The 19,706-nt window shown below is 70.9% G+C and carries 16 protein-coding genes; 8 read left to right on the forward strand and 8 right to left on the reverse strand.

Annotation, left to right across the window (positions count from 1 at the left end):
- Positions 1-46: 46 nt before the first annotated feature.
- Positions 47-655: a hypothetical protein gene (locus KDM41_06795; protein ID MCB1183121.1), complete on the reverse strand. Its 609-nt coding sequence runs from the start codon at positions 653-655 to the stop codon at positions 47-49.
- Between the two features lie 205 nt (positions 656-860).
- Between KDM41_06795 and KDM41_06800 the strand changes: the two genes are divergently transcribed.
- The 4 genes from KDM41_06800 to KDM41_06815 all read left to right on the forward strand — a co-directional run bounded on the left by KDM41_06800 (position 861) and on the right by KDM41_06815 (position 7,841).
- On the forward strand, positions 861-2,012 hold the full coding sequence (locus KDM41_06800; GenBank protein ID MCB1183122.1) for a glycosyltransferase family 2 protein: 1,152 nt from the start codon (positions 861-863) through the stop codon (positions 2,010-2,012).
- On the forward strand, positions 2,012-3,013 hold the full coding sequence (locus KDM41_06805) for a VanZ family protein (GenBank protein MCB1183123.1): 1,002 nt from the start codon (positions 2,012-2,014) through the stop codon (positions 3,011-3,013). Before KDM41_06800 ends, KDM41_06805 begins: the two co-directional genes overlap by 1 nt.
- 94 nt (positions 3,014-3,107) lie before the next feature.
- Positions 3,108-5,315: a choice-of-anchor D domain-containing protein gene (locus tag KDM41_06810; protein MCB1183124.1), complete on the forward strand. Its 2,208-nt coding sequence runs from the start codon at positions 3,108-3,110 to the stop codon at positions 5,313-5,315.
- A 459-nt stretch (positions 5,316-5,774) separates the two neighbouring features.
- A complete protein-coding gene (locus tag KDM41_06815) occupies positions 5,775-7,841 on the forward strand; it encodes a T9SS type A sorting domain-containing protein (GenBank protein MCB1183125.1) in 2,067 nt (688 codons plus the stop codon).
- A gap of 147 nt (positions 7,842-7,988) precedes the next feature.
- Here the strand turns inward: KDM41_06815 and KDM41_06820 are convergent, their stop codons facing one another.
- Both KDM41_06820 and KDM41_06825 read right to left on the reverse strand, forming a co-directional pair.
- The gene (locus tag KDM41_06820) at positions 7,989-8,573 is read right to left on the reverse strand and encodes a superoxide dismutase (protein ID MCB1183126.1); all 585 of its coding nucleotides are present in this window, start codon (positions 8,571-8,573) and stop codon (positions 7,989-7,991) included.
- A 139-nt stretch (positions 8,574-8,712) separates the two neighbouring features.
- Positions 8,713-9,543, reverse strand: a complete 831-nt coding sequence (locus KDM41_06825; GenBank protein MCB1183127.1) for a methyltransferase domain-containing protein — start codon at positions 9,541-9,543, stop codon at positions 8,713-8,715.
- 95 nt (positions 9,544-9,638) lie between these two features.
- On the opposite strand from KDM41_06825, the gene KDM41_06830 reads away from it, so the two are divergent.
- Complete coding sequence (locus tag KDM41_06830; GenBank protein ID MCB1183128.1) at positions 9,639-9,929, forward strand: antibiotic biosynthesis monooxygenase; 291 nt, start codon at positions 9,639-9,641, stop codon at positions 9,927-9,929.
- A gap of 4 nt (positions 9,930-9,933) precedes the next feature.
- Here the strand turns inward: KDM41_06830 and KDM41_06835 are convergent, their stop codons facing one another.
- From KDM41_06835 to KDM41_06845, 3 genes are all read right to left on the reverse strand, one after another.
- A complete protein-coding gene (locus KDM41_06835) occupies positions 9,934-10,278 on the reverse strand; it encodes a translation initiation factor Sui1 (protein ID MCB1183129.1) in 345 nt (114 codons plus the stop codon).
- Positions 10,279-10,294: 16 nt separating this feature from the next.
- Positions 10,295-10,687, reverse strand: coding sequence for a DUF1761 domain-containing protein (locus KDM41_06840; GenBank protein MCB1183130.1), 393 nt, complete (start codon positions 10,685-10,687; stop codon positions 10,295-10,297).
- 144 nt (positions 10,688-10,831) lie between these two features.
- Positions 10,832-12,076 carry a hypothetical protein gene (locus KDM41_06845; protein MCB1183131.1) on the reverse strand — a complete coding sequence of 415 codons (1,245 nt, stop codon included), beginning with the start codon at positions 12,074-12,076 and terminating at the stop codon, positions 10,832-10,834.
- A 228-nt stretch (positions 12,077-12,304) separates the two neighbouring features.
- Here KDM41_06845 and KDM41_06850 point away from each other — a divergent pair, with 228 nt between their 5' ends.
- Positions 12,305-13,600: a hypothetical protein gene (locus tag KDM41_06850; GenBank protein MCB1183132.1), complete on the forward strand. Its 1,296-nt coding sequence runs from the start codon at positions 12,305-12,307 to the stop codon at positions 13,598-13,600.
- A 97-nt stretch (positions 13,601-13,697) separates the two neighbouring features.
- Positions 13,698-15,824, forward strand: coding sequence for a TonB-dependent receptor (locus KDM41_06855; protein MCB1183133.1), 2,127 nt, complete (start codon positions 13,698-13,700; stop codon positions 15,822-15,824).
- A gap of 30 nt (positions 15,825-15,854) precedes the next feature.
- Here KDM41_06855 and arfB read toward each other — a convergent pair whose 3' ends face one another.
- A complete protein-coding gene (gene arfB / locus KDM41_06860) occupies positions 15,855-16,277 on the reverse strand; it encodes an aminoacyl-tRNA hydrolase (protein ID MCB1183134.1) in 423 nt (140 codons plus the stop codon).
- 101 nt (positions 16,278-16,378) lie between these two features.
- Here arfB and KDM41_06865 point away from each other — a divergent pair, with 101 nt between their 5' ends.
- Positions 16,379-16,726 (forward strand): cupin domain-containing protein, encoded by a 348-nt coding sequence (locus KDM41_06865; GenBank protein MCB1183135.1) that lies wholly within the window; start codon positions 16,379-16,381, stop codon positions 16,724-16,726.
- 170 nt (positions 16,727-16,896) lie between these two features.
- On the opposite strand, the gene KDM41_06870 is transcribed toward KDM41_06865, so the two are convergent.
- Positions 16,897-18,960, reverse strand: coding sequence for a S9 family peptidase (locus KDM41_06870; protein MCB1183136.1), 2,064 nt, complete (start codon positions 18,958-18,960; stop codon positions 16,897-16,899).
- Between the last annotated feature and the right edge of the window lie 746 nt (positions 18,961-19,706).

The raw sequence follows: 19,706 nt of genomic DNA on the forward strand, positions 1-19,706 counted from the left end.
GACGCGGTGGCCGGGCCGGCCCGCCGGACCGGCCCGACCCTGTCTCCTACCTGTAGAGCGCCTTGACCGCGCCGAAGGTCGACTCCTCGGTGGCCAGGCCGCACTCCTCGTTCACCGATCCCGAACCCGGCGTCCAGCAGCCGAAGGACAGGCCCATGGGCACGATGACGCCGCCCGCCTCGTAGGCCGGCAGGCCGTCGGGAATCGACTGCACCTCGGACGGCCCGAGCTGGAAATACACCGCCATGTTCGTCAGCAGCATGAACTGCCACTGCACCAGCACCACGGCCTGGGCCCCGGGCAGGGGGGCGGCCATGCCGACGACGTAGCTGCCGGCGAGGATGTCGTCGTCGATGCCGAGATTGATCGAGTCCGGCGGCAGGATCCGGCCGAGGCGGAACAGGGTGCCGGCCGGCCCGCTGGGCGTGAGCTCGTAGCCCAGCTCGAAGCCCCAGATCTCCGGATGGGTCGGGTTGGTGAGGATGACGTAGACGTGGAAGGGCACGTTCGGCGCCACGAAAACCTCGCGTGTGTCGGCGTTCGGGTCGAAGTACACGCCCACCACGTCGGGCGCCGGATCGATGACGGCCACGGCCGGGCCCGCGAGGAGCAGGCCGACGGCGGCGATCAAAAGAGCGTTCGCGATTCGTTTCATGGTTTCCCCCCTGGCGACGGCGGGCCGGCGGCGGCCCGTGCAGCCCCGGACCATCCGGAGCACCGGCTGCCAGCATAGCACATCCGGACGTCTGCCGGGGGTCTGCCGGCCGAATCGCTCCTCGCCAACACCCCCGATTCAAGCTAGCTTCTCGGGTGCCGATGACCGGAAGCGGCCGTCGTTTCCACCCGGGAGGATCCTGTCCATGCTCGTCGCCATCTTCGTGCTCAGCCTCGCGCTGCTCGCCTACGTCTACGCCGGCTATCCGGTGCTGGCGCGCCTGCTCGGCGCCGCCGCCGGCCGCACGGTGCGCCACGACGACGCGCACGAGCCCACGGTGACGGTCGTCATCGCCGCCTACAACGAGGCCGCCCACATCGCCGCCACGGTGCGCAACAAGCTCGAGCAGGACTACCCTGCCGACAAGCTCGACGTGATCGTGGTCAGCGACGAGTCCGAGGACGGCACCGACGAACTGGTCACCGGCCTCGGTTCGGACCGGGTGCGGCTCATCCGCCAGGTGCCCCGCCAAGGCAAGACCAGCGGCCTGAACCTGGCCCTGCCCGAGGCCACCGGCGAGATCATCGTCTTCTCCGACGCCAACTCCCTCTACGCGCCCGACACGATCCGGCTGCTGGTGAGCAACTTCGCCGACCCGGCGGTCGGCTACGTGACCGGGCGCATGGTGTACAAGGCGCCCGACGGCAGCCTCACCGGCGAGGGCTGCAGCGCGTACATGCAGTACGAGAACAAGCTGCGCGAGTGGGAGACGCAGCTCGGTTCGGTCGTCGGGGTCGACGGCGGCGTCGACGCCATGCGCCGCGAGATCTACACCCCCATGAACGCCGACCAGCTGCCCGACTTCGTGCAGCCCCTGACCGTGCGCGAGCAGGGCCACCGCGTGGTGTACGAGCCGCGGGCCCTGCTCTACGAGGACGCCCTCGCCGACAGTGGCGACGAGTACCGCATGCGCGTCCGCGTGGGCCTGCGCGCCTTCCACGCCCTGAAGGACAAGGCCGCCCTGCTCGACCCGGTGCGCTTCGGCGTCTTCGCGTGGCAGCTCTGGTCGCACAAAGCATTGCGCTACATGGCGTTCCTGTTCCAGGCGGCGGCCTTCACGACGAACTGGGCCCTGGCCAGCCGCACCAACCAGGCCGTCTGGGTCTTCCTCTTCCTGGCCCAGATCGTCGTCTACGCCATGGCTCTCTACGGCCACACCATGACCCGCCAGGGTCAGAAGCCGCCGCGCCTCGTCAGCCTCGTCTACTTCCTGTGCGTGGTGAATCTCGCCAGCGCCCAGGCCTTCTGGCGGTTCCTGCGCGGCCAGAAGCAGGTCACCTGGAATCCCCGCACCTGATGAAGACGCCGCGCCCGGAACCGGCGGTGCGCCCGCCCCGCTTCCTGACCGATCCCCGCTTCGGCCTGGCGCTGCTGCTGGTGCTGATCGTCCCCTTCCTGGTGCCCATCCCCATGGAGCTGCGCCGGCACCCGATCATCGGGCCCCTGGGCAACCAGGTGCACGTGGTGCTGATGGGCGTCTTCACCCTGCTGTTCTACTGGTGGGGACCGCTGCGCGGCCGGCTGCTCGGCAGCGCGCTCGCCACGGCCGGACTCGGCGTGGCCATCGAGATCGTGCAGATGCCCCTCGGGCGCAGCGCCGCGGTCTTCGACGTCGTGCTCGACCTCGTCGGCGTCGCCATCATCTGCGGCTGGGTGATCTGGCGCGGCCACGGCCGCCGCGCCGGCCTCGTGCTGGCGGTCGCCGCCTTCCTGGTGGTGCCCTACCGCATCTACGACCTGCCCTTCGAGGCCGCCGCCTCCTACGCCGCCCGCGACTCGTTCCCGCTCCTGGCCGATCTCGAGGGCCGCCACGACCGCTGGCTGTGGCTCGGCAACGGCGCCCGGCTCGAGGTCGCCACGCCCGCCGACGGGCCGGGGCGGGTCGTGCGGGTGACGTCGAAACCCGACAGCCACTGGCCCGGCGCCGAGTTCCGCCACTTCCCCCACGACTGGTCGGCGGCCGACAGCCTGCTGATCGACCTGCGGCTCATGTCCGGCCCGGCGGAGACCCAGCGCATGGGCATCCGTCTCGACGACTTCGCGGGCCGCCACGACGAGTCCTGGGTCGGCGTCGGCGCCGAGATCGGCCCGGCCTGGACGACGGTGCGCATCCCCCTGCGCGACCGCATGACCCGCAACGAGGCCGGCCCCACCGGCCGCCCCTTCGACCTGCACGACGTCGACCGGGTCCTGGTCTTCGGGCACCGGCCCACCGGGCCGATCGTGTTCGAGGTGGACAACGTGCGGTTGACCCTGGCGCCGCGGACCGGATTTGACCTCCCGTCGGACGATCCCTAACTTCAAGCAGGAAACCGAATCCGGCCACGCCGGACGCGGCGGGCCGCGGGTCTTCTGCGACCCCATGCCTCACAGAAATTCAAGGGGGATATCCATGCGCAAGTTCGTGATTGTGCCGGTTCGTCCGGCGAGTTCGGCCCTGTCCGTTCTCCTGCTGATCCTGGCCGGATTGGTGGGAGCGACCGGGGCCGTGGCCGACGCGGCCGACGCCGGCTGCGAGATCATGCCGGCATCCGTCGACTTCGGTGACGTGACCCTGGGCAACGTGGCCTTCGAACTCGTCGTCGTGCGCAACGTCGGCGACGTCGTGCTCCATCTCGATCCGTCGTCCGACCACCCCTCCTTCGTCCCGTCGCTCGACACGAACGACCTGGCGCCCGGCGAGCAGGCCGTGCTCGAGATCCGCTTCCAGCCGTTCCTGCCCATCGTCAGCCAGTCCGGAACGATCGACCTCGGCCCGGGGGCGTGCGCGCCGATCCCGGTCGTCGGTCGCGGCATCCCCATCACCGGCATCGATCTCCTCGGCATCTACTGGGACGACCAGTTCGGCGTCGCCCATGGCGAAGTGGGCCTGGTGCCCACGCAGCTGCCCGGCTATCTGGTGCTGAAGAGCCCGACGCCGGCCGCGGGACTCGCCGGCTGGGAGGCGCGGGTCGAGCCGACCGCGCCGGGTGCCGAACTCGTCGACTGGCAGCTTCGCGGCGGCGGCGTCAACGCGGGTCTCGCGCCCGACTTCCTCGTCGCCCTCGCCTCGCCCCTGCCCGGCGCCGACATCTACGTGCTGGCCGAGTTCAGCGCGCTGATCTCCCTGCCGGACACCCGGCACGAGTTCCGCGTCGGCGCCCCGGACGGCGCCAGCCTGCCCGGCCAGATGTCCTGGTCCGAACCCGACGGCGGCCCGCGCCACGCCATGAACCCGGTCCTCGCCGGCGGCGTCGTCGCCAGCGTGACCCACGACACGGAACCCGACTGCGGCTTCCTGCATCGCGTGGTCGACTTCGGCCCCATGGCCGTCGGTTCGCGGGCCACGATCAACGACTGGGTCAGCAACGGCACCAGCCAGGAGATCGTCATCACCCCGAGCTGCGACCACCCGGACATCTCGATCGAGACGCGGGTGGCGGTCATCCCGCCCGGCGGGCAGGGCTACTTCACGATCCACTTCGCGCCCAGCGCCACGGGGGTCCTCGACGCGGTCGTCGACCTCGGCACCGACGTCTGCGACGACGTCATCGTGCTGGGCGAAGCCACGCCGGCACCTCCCGGCGGGGCCGACCAGATCGGCGTCTTCTGGGACGCGGAGCACACCGAGACGAATCTGCTGCTGGACGGCTCGACGCCCGTCGTGTCGGGCTACCTCGTGCTCGCCCATCCCGGCGCACCCGGCGGCGTCTCCGGCTGGGAATGCCGCCTCGAGATCGTCGGATCCGGCGTCCTGGCGAACACGGCCTTCAGCGGGCAGTTCGTCAACGTCGGCATTGCCCCGGACTACGTGGTCGGCCTCGCCAGCCCGTTGCCCTACACCGACGACGTGGTGCTGGCCCAGCTCGATTTCCTGACCCTCGATCCGTTCGGAGCGACGCTCATTTCGCTGCTCCCGACGAGCGTCCCCGGGGTTCCGGGGCAGATGAACTGGGTGAGCGGGGCGGACACCGACTTCCTGCGCCGCATGCTGCCGGCGACGGGGCGCGATCTGGTCGCGACCATCAACGGGGAAGCTCCGGTCGCCGTGAGTCTGCCGACGCCCTCCGTCCTCGGCCGCGACCGCTCCGTCGAGCTGAGCTGGCGGGTCGCGTCCGGCGACTGGGACGGGTTCCATGTCTACCGGCGCGCCTCCGACGGGATCCCCGAACGTCGGACCGCCGCGGCCCTCGCCCCCGCGCCCGCGGGTCTCGTCTTCCACGACGACCTGTCGGACGCCGTCCCCGGCACCCGCCTCTTCTACAGCTACGCCGCCCTGAAGGACGGCGTCGAACTCGGCCGCAGCGCCGAGGTGGAGATCCTGGCGCCCGAGCTGCCGGCCTTCGCGACGAGGCTGCAGCCCAACGTCCCCAACCCCTTCAACCCGGCCACCGAGATCCGCTTCGAGCTCGGTCGCGCGCAGAAGGTCGACGTGAAGATCTACGACGTCACCGGCCGCCTCGTGCGCACGCTCGTCGACGAATCCCGCGCCGCCGGACCCCACGCCGAAATGTGGCAGGGCCGCGACGACGCCGGCCGTCCCGTCGCCAGCGGCGCCTACTACGTCCGGCTCATCACCGCAGACGGTGTCGACAACCGCAAGATCATGCTCTTGAAGTGAGATATCGAAGGCGCCCTCGCCTCCGTTCGGAAGTGTTCGCGAGGGCTTCACCGCACACGCAAAGAGAGGGCCCCCTGGGCCCTCTCTTCTTCTCATGCCGTCCCCCGAGCGCCTCTTCCGAACGGAGGCGCGGGCCCGGATCCCGCGTCACGAGACCGGTTTGACCGACAGCCCCCCACACCCTATTCTCATGCATGGACCGCCACCCTGCCTCGCGGTCCGCAACCGGCGCGGTCCCACCTCACCAGGACCATCCCGCCCGTCTCCGGAAAGCTGCCATTCCAAAGGGGGATCACCATGACTGGTCGCAGGAGTCTACCCATACGTTCCGTCGCGCATCCTTTCGCCGCCGCCCTGGTCGCCGTGCTGGCGACGCTCCTCGGCCTGCACGGGGCACCCGTCGCATGCGGCGCCGAGGCCGACGCCACGTGCGTCCTTTCCACCGACGAGCTCTTTTTCATGCCCATACCCGCCGGGTCGTCCGGGTTCGAGACGGTCGTCGTGACCAACGCGGGCGACGCCGATCTGGTCCTGGACCCGCGGAGCAACCAGCCGGAGTTCATCGTCGCACCAGGACCGATCGTGATCGCCCCGGGCGGCGAAGCCTCGATCTCCGTGGAGTTCGTGGCGCCGGTCACCTGGAACTGGTATGAAGGTTGGATCGATCTCGGGGCCGACGCCTGCGGGGGCCTGGCGGTCTACGGGTGGAGCCTCGGGCGGACCGAGTCCGACCTGTTGGCGGCGTACTGGGACGAGAGACACTTCGGCTACTTCGATGTCGAGATCCACACCGTTCCGGCCACGATTCCCGGCTACCTGGTGCTGCACCGGCCCAGCCTGATCGGCAACATCGACGGCTGGGAGTGCCGGGTCGAACCGACGGCCCCCGGTCTCGATCTGATCGGCTGGGAGCTCGCCGGCGGTGGCGTGAACCTGGCCAGCATGCCCGATCTCGTCGTCAGCCTCGAGTCGCCGCTGCCCACCGCCGACGACGTGGTGCTGGCGACTTTCGAGGCCGTCGTCTCCATACCCGGAATGCAGCACGTGATCGGCGCCTCTCCCGTGAGCGACCCGGTCCTGCCCGGGCAGATGTCCTGGTACTCCGAGAGCGCCGACCAGCACGTCGCCATGTCGACCATCCGCTTCGACGACTCCATCGGCTCGATCCTCCACGATGCGGCTCCGGACTGCATCCGGAATTCGTTCGGGATCGACTTCGGGCCGCTCGCCGTCGGCGGCGAAGTGCGGACCTCGGTGCGGATCGACAACCCGACCGTCCAGCCGATGCCGCTGAATCCGACCTGCGATGCCGAGGGGATCCGTTTTTCGTTGTCCCGCACCGAAATCCCGCCCTACTCGGCGACCACCCTGGAAGTCATCTACGCACCGGGGGTCGAAGGCATCCTCGATTCGGTCGTCGACCTCGGGCTCTCCGCCTGCCCGGGCGTTCCGCTCACGGGCATCGCCACGCCGGCGGTTCCCGGGGGCGTCGACCAGCTCGGCATCTACTTCGACGAGGCCCACGGCGCGACCAACATCGATCCGGACGGAGTGCTCCCCTTCGTCCCCGGATACCTGGTCCTGAAGAGCGCCAGCACCACCGGCGGCCTGGGCGGTTGGCAGTGCCGGGTCCAGGTCGACGGGCCGGCCGAGTTCGTGGGCCTCGAGGTCCCGGGGCGCGCCACGATCTTCAGAACTCTGCCGGATGTCGTCGTCAGCTACCTGGAACCCCGGCCCTACGGCGCGGAGATCCTGCTGGCCAGCCTGTACTTCATGGTGGACGACCCCCACGCATATTCGGAGATCTCGTTGCTGCCGCACGCCGATCAGCGTCCGGAGGAGCCCATGTACTGGATGAACCGGCCCTTCGGCCTCGGGCCCCGGATCACCATGTTCCCCGCCACCGGCCAGCCGCTCGTAGCGACCATCAACGGCGAGGGGACGGTCGCCGTGCAGCTGCCGACCCCTTCGGCGCACCGGCAGGCCCGGCAGGTCGAGTTGAGCTGGCACGTCTCCGGCGAGGAGTGGAGCGGTTTCCACGTCTACCGCCGCCTCGGGGTCGACGGCGCCGCCGAACGCCGCACGGATCAGCCCCTGACCGGACACAACGGCGCCCTCGCGTTCGTGGACGATCTGGCCGGACTGCCCGGGGGCGGAGCGGTCTTCTACAGCTACGCCGCCCTGCAGGACGGGGTCGAGAAAGCCCGCAGCGCCGAGGTCGAAATCGACCTCGCCGACCTGCCCGTGGCCCGGACCGGGCTGCAGCCCAACGTCCCCAACCCTTTCAATCCGGCCACCGAGATCCGCTTCGAGCTCGGCCGCGCGCAGAAGGTCGACGTGAAGATCTACGACGTCACCGGCCGCCTCGTGCGCACGCTCGTCGATGAATCCCGCGCCGCCGGACCCCACGCCGAAATGTGGCAGGGTCGCGACGACGCCGGCCGTCCCGTCGCCAGCGGCGCCTACTACGTCCGGCTCATCACCGCAGACGGTGTCGACAACCGCAAGATCATGCTCTTGAAGTGAGATGAAACAGGCGCCCTCGCCTCCGTTCGGAAGTGTTCGCGAGGGCCTCACCGCACAAGCAAAGAGAGGGCCCCCTGGGCCCTCTCTTCATCTCATGCCGTCCCCCGAGCGCCGCTTCCGAACGGAGGCGAGGGCCCGCCGGGAACCCTACGAACCGAAGTGCTCGGCCGCCTTCTCCCAGTTCACGACGTTCCACCACGCATCGATGTACGCGGGGCGGGCGTTGCGCTTGTCGACGTAGTAGGCGTGCTCCCACACGTCGATGGTCAGGACCGGCGTCTTGCCGCTGGTCAGGGCGCTCTCGGCGTCGTCGGTGTTCAGGATCTCCAGCTTGCCGCCGCCGTCCTTCACCAGCCAGGTCCAGCCCGAACCGAAGTTGGTGGCCGCGGCGTTGCTGAACTTCTCCTTGAACTCGGCGAAGCTGCCGAAGGCGGCGTTGATGGCGTCGGCCAGGGCGCCCTTGGGCTCGCCGCCGCCGTTGGGGCTCATGCCGAAGAAGTAGAACGTGTGGTTCCACACCTGGGCCGCGTTGTTGAACAGGCCGCCCCGGGGCGCGGTCTTGACGATGTCCTCGAGGGACTTGTTCGCGAACTCGGTGCCCTCGATGAGCTTGTTCAGGTTGTTGACGTAGGCCTGATGGTGCTTGCCGTGGTGGTACTCGAGGGTCTCGGCCGAGATGTGGGGCTCGAGACCGTTCTTCGCGTACGGAAGTTCGGGCAGAACGTGGGCCATGGCTTGATCTCCTTGGCTGGTGACAGCGTTCGTGCTGCTGCGGAAAAAGGCCGTCCGGCGATTCCCGTCGGCCCCGTTGAAAGCGATTCTCAGGCAGGATAAGGGCAAGCTCCGGGCCCCGCAACCGGCACGCGGCGCGTCAGGCCTCGCCCACGGCCGTCAGGACGGTGATGCGCCCTTCGCGCAGGTTGCGACCCAGGTTGCGGCTCTTGAGGCCGGCGTCCGGCCCCATGACCAGACCCAGATGCGGACGCGGCCCCCGCGGCGGGGCGTCGGGTCGCGGCGCGGCGGCCACGCCGTCGAGCCAGGCGACCGCCGCGGCGGTCGAGTCGTCGCGCCGGGTGATGGTGAAACCGGCCGCGGCGAAGACACCGAGCAGTTCGTCCGGCGTCAGCAGGTGGCTGTGGGCGGGCGCGCTGGCCCAGGGCACGGGCAGGTGGACCGGTCCGCCCGGCCCGCGACACACCTCGTACAGCAGCACCTTCCCCCCCGGTCGCAGCACGCGCCGCACCTCGGCCGCGACGCCGGCCTTGTCGGCGACGTTGGCCAGGGTGTGCTGGAACCAGGCCCGATCGAAGCTGCCGGCCGGGAACGGCAGTTCGGCCATGTCGCCCACATGGAACGCCACGCGGTCGGACAGGCCCACCAACCCGGTCAGCAGGGTCGCCGCGCCACAGAAGCCGGGCACCAGTTCGAGTCCCGTCACGCGGCAGCCGGAGAGGTCGGCCAGGCGCCGCGCCGGCCCGCCGAGCCCCGCACCCAGATCGAGCACGTGGGAGGCCGGCGACAGGTCGGCCAGGGCCGCCAGCTCGCGGGTCGCGTCCGCACCGCGGATGTGGAATTCGTCGAGCAGGGCGAGGTCGTCGAGGGTGAGCCGGTCGGGATCGAGGCCCTGCCCGCGCAGGGCCGCCAGGATGCGCGTCGCCAGGTCGGGCTGATCATAGTGGTCGAGCAGGGAGATGTCGGTCATCGGTCTTGACCCCGCGCGGACGGCCGTTAAGATCCGCCCCGATCGTTTCCATTCCACCGGAAAAGGAGCCCGACGTGTCCACCGCCGCCAAGCCCCTGACCATCGTCGCCATCTTCGAGGCCGTCGCCGGCCGCGAGGACGAGCTCGCCGCCGCCCTCGCCGCCCTGGTCGCGCCCACCCGCGCCGAGGACGGTTGCCTCGACTACGACCTGCACCGCGACCTCGAGCGGCCCGGCCGCTTCCTCTTCTACGAGAACTGGACGACCCGCGCCGCGTGGAACGCCCACATGGAATCGCCCCACCTGCGCCGCCACAGGGAGACCTCGCCGCCCCTGGTCGCCCGGGCCGAGATCCTGCAGATGGAGCCCACCGAAGGTCCGGACTAGCCGCCTAGCCGCCGCTGCGCTTCGCGTCGTACCCGCGCGACTGGAGCTCGGTCACCAGGGTGTCGCGGTGGTCGCCCTGGATCTCGATGACGCCGTCGCGCACCGTGCCCCCCGCGCCGCAGCGCGCCTTGAGGGCCTTGGCCAGGTCGGCCAGGTCGGCGGCGCCCAGGGGCAGGCCCGACACCACGGTCACGGCCTTGCCGCGACGGCCCTTGGTTTCCCGCCCCACGCGCACCCGACCACTGCCCCGCGACGCCGCGGGCGTGGCGGCGCAGCGGCACCCGTCGGCGGGTTCGCCGCAGTCGGGACACAGCCGCCCGCCCTCCGATGAGTAGACCTTGCGGTTCATGGAACTTCCCGTCGCGTCAGCGCCACAGCCCCAGCACCATGCCGTACAGGCCGAACTGGCAGACGTGGTAGCCCGCGTCGATGAGCAGCAGCAGGGTGCTGCGACCGGAGAACTGGTAGTTGATGCCGAGGCTGGTGCCGGCGTAGGCCGCCCCCACGAGCAGCCCCTGCAGCACCGCGTCGCGCAGCAGGGGCCCGGGTCCGAGGTGGTGCGCGAAGACGCCCGCCGCGAGCAGCGAGAGCACGAAGCTCACGCCGAACACCCGCACCGGATGGTGCGCCCGCGCCGGATCGCCACCTACCTCGCGGCGCCAAAGCTCACCGAAGAGGATCTTCGAGTACCACAGCCCCCCGAGCAGGAAGCTCACGACGGCGCCCACCAGGACGCCTGGGATGTTGATCGAGTCCACGGGCGAACGCACCTCCTCGGCGTGGCGCCGGCCTGGGAACGGGATCCCCCGCCCCGAGCATTCCCAATCCGCGTCGCCGGCGCAACAAAAATCCGGCCGCCGCCCCGGAGGACGGCGGCCGGCTGCGAGGTGGGGTCGCGGAATCTAGAGTCCCGCCACGCGCAGGTAGATCACTTCCATGGGCTCGGCCTCGCCGCCGTCCGCGTCGTCGCCGCCGCCGGCGCCGCCGCTGTTCAGGGCCCGTGCGGCCTCGGCGAATCCGGTCACCTGCACGGCCGCGCCCTCGCCGGCCCAGATGAGGATGTCGTTCTCGCTGTCGCCCGGGCACATCGCCGACACGGTCTCGATGAAGTGGCCGTCCGGCGTGAAGACGTCCCAGCGGGTCAGCACGCCGTCGGGCACGTCGCGCCCGCTGCGGCTGCTGGCCACCCAGAGGTTGCCGTCCGGGCCGAAGGTGAGCGAGCCGATGTCCGGCTCGGTCTTCGACATGGTGATCTTCGCGTTGGGGATCTGCGCCAACTGGGCCTCGGCGATCTCCGTGACGCGCTTGAATTCCTCGTCCGAGCGGGTCCAGTGCTCGAACTCGCGTTCGATGACGCGCTCGACGGTGCCGTCGCGGTGGTAGACGGTGATCACGTAGGCGTTGCGGTTCTGGGCGATGTAGAGGCGCCCGTCCGGTCCCGCCACGACGCGGCGGAAGTTGAGGCGGTCCATGCCGTCCTCGTCGAGTTCGAAGTTCGTGAAGTCCCAGTGGAAGTTGTTCTCGTAGTAGCGCACGAGTTCGTTGCCGGCAGCGTCGAACGAGGCCACGTAGTTGGAGCGGTCCTGGGAGGTGGGGCCGCCCGGACTGATCGCCTCGGCGGTCACGACGATGTCGTCGCCGTTGGCCGCGCAATCGAACATCTGCAGGAAGCCGCCCTTGGTGGGGTCGCCGCCGCCGGGCTGGAAGGTGCCCGCGGGCGTCCCGTCCGTGCCGATCTTGATGATCTTGCCCGGGAAGACCTGCACGATGCCCAGGGTGCCGTCCGGCATGAAGAGCAGGTTCGAGGGGATGCGCGTCTCGCCGGGGCCGTCGCCCTCGCGACTGAGGGTGGCCACGCGGTCGCCCTCGCGGGAATACACCGGCACCTCGCTCAGGCGGGTGTCCAGCAGGTAGATCAGGCCGTCGTCGCCCACGCGCACCTGGCTGATCATGCCGAAGAAGTCCTCGCTGTCCTCGCCGCCCACGCGCCACACCTCTTCCAGGTGCACCACGCGGTCGCCCTTGGCGGGCACGCTCGTGTTCATGACGTGGAGCACGCCGTCGACGGTGACTTCCTCGCCGGCCTGGGCCGCCCCCGCCGCGCCGACGCAGGCCACGACGGCCACGCCCAGCAGGGCTCGTTTCATGTTGGTCATCTCTGGTCCTTTCTGGTGGCGCCCGGTCGGTTCGGGCCGTCTGCGGCGGCCGCGCTGATCGCTGCGCTCGATCCGGACGCCCGGTCCGTTCCGGGCTGCCCGCCTGTGTACGGCATTGCGGGGGACGGGTTGCAGCGGAAGTACCCGCGCCCGCCACCGCCTATTCGCGGCGCGGGCGCGGCGTGGATTAATCGCCTCCGAGCGCTTAGATTGGCGGCCATGACGACTCCGGAAACCCTTCCCCGCCTCTTCCGCTTCTGGCTGCCCCTGCAGGCCACCTGGCTGATGATGTCGGTCGAGGGGCCCTTCCTCGCCGCGGTCATCGCCCGCCTGCCCGAGCCCAAGTTCAACCTCGCGGCCTACGGCGTGGCCTTCGCCCTGGCGGTGCTGGTCGAGGCCCCGGTGATCATGATGATGAGCGCCTCGACGGCCCTGGTGGACGGGGCGGAGAACTACCGGCGCCTGCGCAACTTCATGTGGCTGCTGAACCTGGGCATCACCGCGGTGATGTTCGTGCTGCTCTTCACGCCGCTGTGGCCCCTGCTCGCCCTGCGCGCCATGGACCTCGATCCGCACGTGGCCGGGTTGGCCCGGACGGCCCTCGTGATCCTGCTGCCCTGGCCGGCGGCGATCGGCTACCGGCGCTTCTACCAGGGGCTGCTGATCCGGGCGGGCCTCACGCGGCGCGTGGCCTGGGGCACCATGCTCCGCCTGGCGACCATGGCGACCACCGCCCTGGTCGGCTGGCGCAGCGGCGCCCTCGGGGGCGCGGCGGTGGGCGCCGCCGCCCTGAGCGCCGGCGTGGTGGTCGAGGCGGTGGCCAGCCGTGTGTGGGCCCACGGCACCGTGTGCCACCTCCGCACCGCCCCGGCGCCCGACGAACCACCCCAGACCTACCGCGCCATCGGCGACTTCTACCTGCCGCTGGCGCTGACCAGCACCATCAGTCTCGCCGTGCAGCCCATGGTGACGTTCTTCATGGGCCTCGCGCAGCACCCGCTGGAATCCCTGGCCGTGCTCCCGGTGGTCAACGCGCTCGTGTTCATCTTCCGCACGCCGGGACTCAGCTTCCAGGAGGCCGCCATCACCATGCTCGGTCGCAGCTGGGCCAACTATCCGGTGGTGCGGCGCTTCGCGACCCTGCTCGGCGCCGGCGCCGCGGCCGGACTGGCCGCCATCGCCCTGACGCCCCTGGTCGACCTGTGGCTGCAGCGCGTGTCCGGTCTCACGCCCGAGCTCGCCGGCTACGCGCGCCTGCCCCTGCGGATCCTCGTGCTGATGCCCGCCCTGAGCGTGTGGCTCTCCCTGCAGCGGAGCCTGTGCGTGGCGACCCGCCGCACCGGCCCCATCACCTGGGCCTCGACCGGTGAGGTGGTGGGGATCCTGGTCGTGCTCCTGCTCACCGTCGTCGGGGCCGGCTGGGTGGGCGCCACCGCCGCGGCCGTCGCCTTCATGGCCGGGCGCCTCGTCGCCAATCTCTACCTCGCGCCCCGCACCGGCCCCCTGAACTCCTAGTCGGACAGGGGGTTGAAGCCTCCCCGGCCGACACCCATATTGGGTGCCGTCACATCACTTCCGGGGTTCAGTTGAGGGGACAACGGGAGCTTCCGTGATGCCGTCCACCGCCTGCCGCCTCGTGATCAGCACCCTGATCGTCCTGGTCGTCTGTCCGGCCCCCGCCCGGGCCGGCCAGACCTCAGCGCCAAACGACACCCTCGCCACCCGCGTGCCCGACCTGCGCGTCAGCGCGCCGGGGGCGCCGTGGGGCGACACCGTCCTGGACGGCGACGAGCTGCGCGACCGGGCCGGCCACAACGTGGCCGAGAACCTGGCGGGACTGCCCGGGGTCGCCGTGGTGCGCCGCGCCGCCGGCGCGGCGGAGCCGGTGATCCGGGGTCTCGGCTGGGAGCGCGTGCAGACCGTGCTCGGGGCCGTGCCCCTCTATGGGGCCTGCCCCGGCCGCATGGACCCGCCGGCGGCCTACCTGACACCGGCGGCGGCCGAGGACGTCGCGATCTTCCGTCGCGGCGGCGGCAACGGCCTCTTCGCCGGCGCCACGGGAGGCGCCATCGTGGCCCGCCCGGACTACCGCCGGCGGGCGGGCGAAGGCACCGGCACCGATCCCTGGCTCGAGGCGGGCTACGAGTCGGCCCGTGAAGCCTGGCAGGTGGGCGGTGGCCTCCGCGGCCGCGCCGACGCGCTCGACACCAAATTCGCCGCCGGCCACACGACGGCCGACGACTACACCGCCCCGGACGGTCGCGTGGTCCCCGCCGGCGCCACCGCCACCACGTTCGCCGGCTCGGTGGCCTGGCTGCCCCGCGACGGCCGGCGATTCTGGTACGCCGGCACCTATGTGCGCGAAACCGACGTCGACTTCCCCTCCCTGCCCATGGACAACGTGGCCACCGACTTCCGCGCCCACAACCTGGGCTGGCTGGAAACGCGCGACGCCGGCTCCCTGCGCCGCTGGGAACTCACCGCGGGATTCTCGGCCATCGACCACCTGATGGACAACGCCCTGAAGTCCAACCGCGCCATGATGCGCGCCGCGACGGCTGCCGACACCCGCACCTTCGGCGCCCACGCGAACCTCGAGCTCGCGCCGGGCGAGCACTGGACCCTGCGCACCGGCCTGGACGCCAGTCGCCTCGGCCGCGACGCCACCCGCACCCGCGAGATGCTCATGGGCCCCCTGGCCGACAACACCTACGTGGACCGGTCCTGGCCCGACGCCGTGCAGTTCGCCGGCGGCGCCCACCTCGCCCTGACTCGCAACCTCGCCGACGGCCTCGAACTCGAGCTCGCCGGCCGCGGCGACGTGGTCGACAGCCGCGCACGCGCCGCCGACGCGGCGAGCCTCGGCGGCCTGACGGTGCGCGAGCAGTACGTGCGCTTCTACGGCGCCGACGCCGCCGACACCGACCGCACCGAGACCCTCGGCCAGGCCGACCTCGCCCTGCGCGGGGCCTTCGGCGCCGCCGGCGCGAACCGCTGGCAGGTGCGGACGGGCGTGAGCAGCCGGGCCGCCGGCATCACCGAGCGCTACTACGCCTTCGGCCCGGCACCCGGCGGCTACCAGATCGGCGACCCGACCCTCGCGGCCGAAAAGAAGTGGGAGATCGAGGGCGGCGTCACCCTCGGCAGCGACCGTTTCACCGTGGCGGCGAACGTCTTCCACGCCCGGGTGGGCGACTCCATCCTGCCCACCGTGGTCGACCGGCGCGACGTGAACGGCGACACCGTCCCCGATGTCATCAAGGGCTTCGTCAACGTCGACGCCGTCCTGACGGGCAGCGAGGTGGGCGCCGAGTGGCGCCCGACGGCGCGGATCTTCGTGCCGATCACCGTGTCGGTGGTCCGGGGCCAGAACACGACCGACGACCGCGCCCTGCCCGAGATCCCGCCCCTGTTCGGCGCGGCCGAGGTGCGCTGGCAGGCCCTGCCGGGGGCGGACACCTGGCTGCGGGCGGGCTGCACCTTCGCCGCCGACCAGGACCGCATCGACCCCCTCTTCGGCGAGGACGCCACCGCCGGCTGGGCCGTCTGGCACGTGGGCCTGGAGAGTCGTCCGCGCGCCGGCTGGCGCTTCGTGCTGCGGGTCGACAACCTCTTCGACCGGCTCTACAACGACCACCTCACCCGCGAGGCGGTGCTCGCGACGGACGATCTCGCGGCGGGCGACGAGGTGCCGGCGCCGGGACGGAGCGTGACGCTCTCGGCGCGGCTGGAATTCTAGCGGGGAGCGGAGCGGAGAGGCGCGGCGACCTCAGGAGTCGCCGCGCCGGTCCTTCTTGAGCTGGGAACGGCGCTTCTTGTCCTGCAGGCGGCGCTCGCGGCTGGCGCGCGTGGGCTTGGTGGCGCGGCGCGGCTTGGGCGGACGCACGGCCTCGCGCAGCAGCGCGGCCAGGCGCTGCACCACCTCCTCGCGGTTGCGCCGCTGGCTGCGGTGGGCGTCGCTGGCCAGGATCAGGTCGCCGTCGGCCGTCAGCCGGCTGGCCAGGGCACGGCGCAGGCGCTCCTTCTGGATGGGCCCGAAGGCGGCGCTGGCCTCGAGGTTCCAGCGCACCTGGATCCGCGTGTCGGCGGTGTTCACGTGCTGCCCCCCCGGCCCGGACGAGCGGCTCGCGGTGAACTCCAGCTCCACGGCAGGCAGGGTGATGCGGTCGTTGATGAGGATGTCGTCGGCCATGGCTTTGTCACTTCTCCGGGTTGGCCGTATCATAGGGCGCGCCGGGGGCGTCGGCAATCTTCGCCCCTGCGCCACGACCCCGTCGACCGAAAGGGACCGCCGTGATCATCCGCAAGCTGAGCGAGGTCGAGCAGACCTCCGTCGACATGGAAGGCGTCCGGGGCATCACCAAGCAGCTGGTGCTCGGCAGCGGCGACGGCGTGCCGAACTTCTCGTTCCGCGTCTTCACCCTCGCGCCGGGCGGCCACTCGCCCCACCACAGCCACGACGTGGAGCACCTGAACTTCGTGCTCTCGGGCCAGGGCGCCCTGATGGACGGCGAGGGACGCGCCAACCCCCTCGGCCAGGGCGACTTCGCCTTCGTCGCGCCCGGCGACGTGCACCAGTTCCGCAACACCGGCGACGAGCCTTTCGTGTTCATCTGCGCGGTGCCGAAGGCCTACGAGTAGCCCGCGGACGGGGCGGAACGCCGTGCGGAGGAGCAGCCGGCCGGGCCCGGTCGGTGCGGCGACGGATGACTTTCGCCTTCATCGTCGGGGCGTCCGCCGCGTTCGGAACCCTTTTCATCCATTTCGGAATCCGGGGGTAGGCCGGACGAACGTCCGGCCCCGGTCCTTCCCTACGGCTCGACCGGCACCGCCGGCTCCGGCCCCTCCGCCTCCGCGTCGTCCAGCAGGTAGTGCCGGAACCAGGCCAGTTCCCGCGTCTGGTAGTCGATCATGTGGCTCGGCCGGTTGATGCCGTGCCCCTCGCCGGGGTACAGCACCAGGCGCGAGTCGACGCCGTTCAGCTGCAGATAGGTGAACATCTCGACGGACTGGCGCGGGTCCACGGGCTCGTCGTCGAGTCCGTGCATGACGAGGGTCGGCGTGGTGATGCTGCCCGCCCGCGACGCCGGACTGTGCTCCCACATGCGCTGCAGGTCGTCGTCCCAGGGGCGCCGGTAGCCGTCGATGAAGAGCTGCGGGTTGTTCTGGCCCATGGCCGAGGTGTAGTTCCAGATGCCCGCGATGGAGACGGCCGCCTTGAAGCGGTCGGTGCGCGAGACGACGTTGTTGGTCGTCAGGCCGCCGTAGCTGTAGCCGGTGAAGCCGAGACGGTCCGGATCCATGGTGCCCCGCGCCACGAGCTCGTCGACGGCCGCCATGATGTCGCGGAAGTCGTCGGTGCCGTAGTTGCGGTACACGCCCCGCTGGAACTCGAGCCCGTAGCCGGTGCCGCCGCGCGGATTCAGGATGAACACCGCGAAGCCGTTCTTCGCCAGCACCTGCCACGGATAGCGCGTGGTCCAGGCGTCGCCGTAGCGCGAGAAGGGGCCGCCGTGCATTTCGACGATGCCCGGCAGGCGGTCGTTCTCACCGGCGCCCGGCGGCAGGAAGAGAAAGCCCTCCACCGTGACGCCGTCGGCGCCGGGCAGGGCCAGCTTCCGCGCCCGCGGCAGGTCGAAGGCCGCGACCGCATCGTTCACCGAGGCGATCTCCTCCGCCTTGCCGCCCAGCTTGCCCACCATCAGGGCGCCCGGGCGGTCCAGGGCCGTTTCGACCCAGGCCATGACGCCGCCGGCGGCGGTGAATTCGGAGAGCGAGCCGTCGAGGTCGGTGACGCGCTCGATGGCGCCCCGGCGCACGTCGATGCGGTAGAGATCGAGGTCCGTGCCCTCGGCCCCGGGCACGTAGAGGGAGCGGCCCTGCGGATCCCAGCAGGGTGCCGTGCCGGGCGTGCTGCCGTAGCCGCCGAGGGTGGCCGCGGTGGCCCCCGTGAGCACGCGCGTCGTCCCCGACGCCAGGTCGCGCACCACGACATCCTTCAGGTTCAGGTACGCGCGCAGGTCCTCGTCGCGGTCGGTGTACCACGCGAGCTGGCGGCCGTCCGGCGAGAAGGCGGCCAGCGAGGAGTGGCGCGTGGCCGGGGTGATGGGCTCGAGCGTGCCGCCGGCGACGTCGAGCAGGCCGACGCGCTGCTCCTCGTCGACCAGGCTCGAGAAGCGCTCGTTGTAGGTCACGGCCAGGGTCGCGCCGTCGGGCGACCAGGCCACATGGTACGGATGCAGGGGCGCCGCCGTGAGCTGCCGCGGCTCGACCCCGGCGTGCGCCCCGTCGGTGGCCGGGACGAGCCAGAGCTGGGCGTAGGCGTCGGGCTGTTCGAGACGGTCGTACACGGTCCAGTCGCGGCGCTCGGCGGGCACCGGACCGGATGCGTCCCCGGCCGCCGCGGTCGTGTCCGGCGCGGCCGGATCGGCCAGCACCGCCAGCCACTGCCCGTCGGGCGACCACCAGTATTCGTGCACGCCGCCCGGCACGGCGGTCACGGGTCGCGGTTCGGAGCCGTCCAGGGGGTTCACCCACACCTGGGAGGCGTCTTCCAGGGTGCGCAGGAAGGTGAGACTGCCGTCGGGCCGCCAGGCCAGGCCGCCGGTGCCGACGTCGGTGAAGGTCAGCTGCCGCACCGCGCGCGATTTCACCTCGCCCAGGTAGAGGAAGGTCTCGCGGTCGTCGTCGGCCAGCACCCGCCGGGTCCAGCGCCACGCCACGTGGGCGCCGTCGGGCGAGACCGCGGGCGAAACGAGTTGGGGCACCTCGAGAAAGCGGGCCAGGTCGAAATCGGTCGGGCCGGGTTCGTCGGCCGTCGCGGTGTCGGGAACGGCCAGGAGCAGGAGCAGCGGGAGCAGCATGCGCACGGACACGGGACACATCCTTTGCAGGGGAGAACGGCGGGCGGCGGCCCGGCGGACGGGCCTCGCGGGCAAAATAGGAAAGACCGGCAGATTCGGCACAGTCTCGCCCAGCCCGTGCACAATCTAACCGGTCTTTCCAAGCTCGACGGAAGCGTCGTCCCCGGGGGAAGCGGAATCCCAGGATTCCGACAACAGGCCTCGTTTCAAGGAGTTGGGGACTCCACCGATCCGGTTCGGATCTCCAAACCAATCTCTCCCACGATGATGTAAAGCCCCGACCCCCCGTTTCGTATGCACTTGGCCCGATTTTTTTTGGTTGTGCCGCCGAAATTGTGGACGGATCCGGACAATTGCCGCCGGGATAATGAATTGTCGATATCGGGCCCCAAACTTGGGATTCAGCCGTATCGGCCCTTGGGGGAACGGGTTGCTCGCTCCATACACAATTTCGACGGCACAAGGATCGAGTTTGAGTTTTCGCACGCCGGGACGAAGAATCCCTTATTGTAGTGCAGAGCCGCCACCCAATCCGGCGGCCCGTTTTTCGACCCGTCCGAAACAGGGGTGCATACGGTTTGCGGTGGCGCGGCTTTCATAGATGGATGCCAGAGGGGGATCAGTCCGGTGTGGGGGCGCCGGATCCAGCGCCCCGTCGTGCCGAGGGGGAGCCGGATCCGGCGCACCCGGCCGGCGGTCGCGAGGCCACGCACCCGAACACGGCGTCACCCGATCTGTCGTCCGAACTCGAGATCGAG

This window comes from bacterium (assembly GCA_020440705.1).
Classification (GTDB): Bacteria; Krumholzibacteriota; Krumholzibacteriia; order LZORAL124-64-63; family LZORAL124-64-63; genus JAGRNP01.

Bases quoted from the DNA above. Each gene is read 5' to 3' on its own strand.
- KDM41_06795 (MCB1183121.1), bottom strand. From the start codon at position 655: ATGAAACGAATCGCGAACGCTCTTTTGATCGCCGCCGTCGGCCTGCTC.
- KDM41_06800 (MCB1183122.1), top strand. From the start codon at position 861: ATGCTCGTCGCCATCTTCGTGCTCAGCCTCGCGCTGCTCGCCTACGTC.
- KDM41_06805 (MCB1183123.1), top strand. From the start codon at position 2,012: ATGAAGACGCCGCGCCCGGAACCGGCGGTGCGCCCGCCCCGCTTCCTG.
- KDM41_06810 (MCB1183124.1), top strand. From the start codon at position 3,108: ATGCGCAAGTTCGTGATTGTGCCGGTTCGTCCGGCGAGTTCGGCCCTG.
- KDM41_06815 (MCB1183125.1), top strand. From the start codon at position 5,775: ATGCCCATACCCGCCGGGTCGTCCGGGTTCGAGACGGTCGTCGTGACC.
- KDM41_06820 (MCB1183126.1), bottom strand. From the start codon at position 8,573: ATGGCCCACGTTCTGCCCGAACTTCCGTACGCGAAGAACGGTCTCGAG.
- KDM41_06825 (MCB1183127.1), bottom strand. From the start codon at position 9,543: ATGACCGACATCTCCCTGCTCGACCACTATGATCAGCCCGACCTGGCG.
- KDM41_06835 (MCB1183129.1), bottom strand. From the start codon at position 10,278: ATGAACCGCAAGGTCTACTCATCGGAGGGCGGGCGGCTGTGTCCCGAC.
- KDM41_06845 (MCB1183131.1), bottom strand. From the start codon at position 12,076: ATGAAACGAGCCCTGCTGGGCGTGGCCGTCGTGGCCTGCGTCGGCGCG.
- KDM41_06850 (MCB1183132.1), top strand. From the start codon at position 12,305: ATGACGACTCCGGAAACCCTTCCCCGCCTCTTCCGCTTCTGGCTGCCC.
- KDM41_06855 (MCB1183133.1), top strand. From the start codon at position 13,698: ATGCCGTCCACCGCCTGCCGCCTCGTGATCAGCACCCTGATCGTCCTG.
- arfB (MCB1183134.1), bottom strand. From the start codon at position 16,277: ATGGCCGACGACATCCTCATCAACGACCGCATCACCCTGCCTGCCGTG.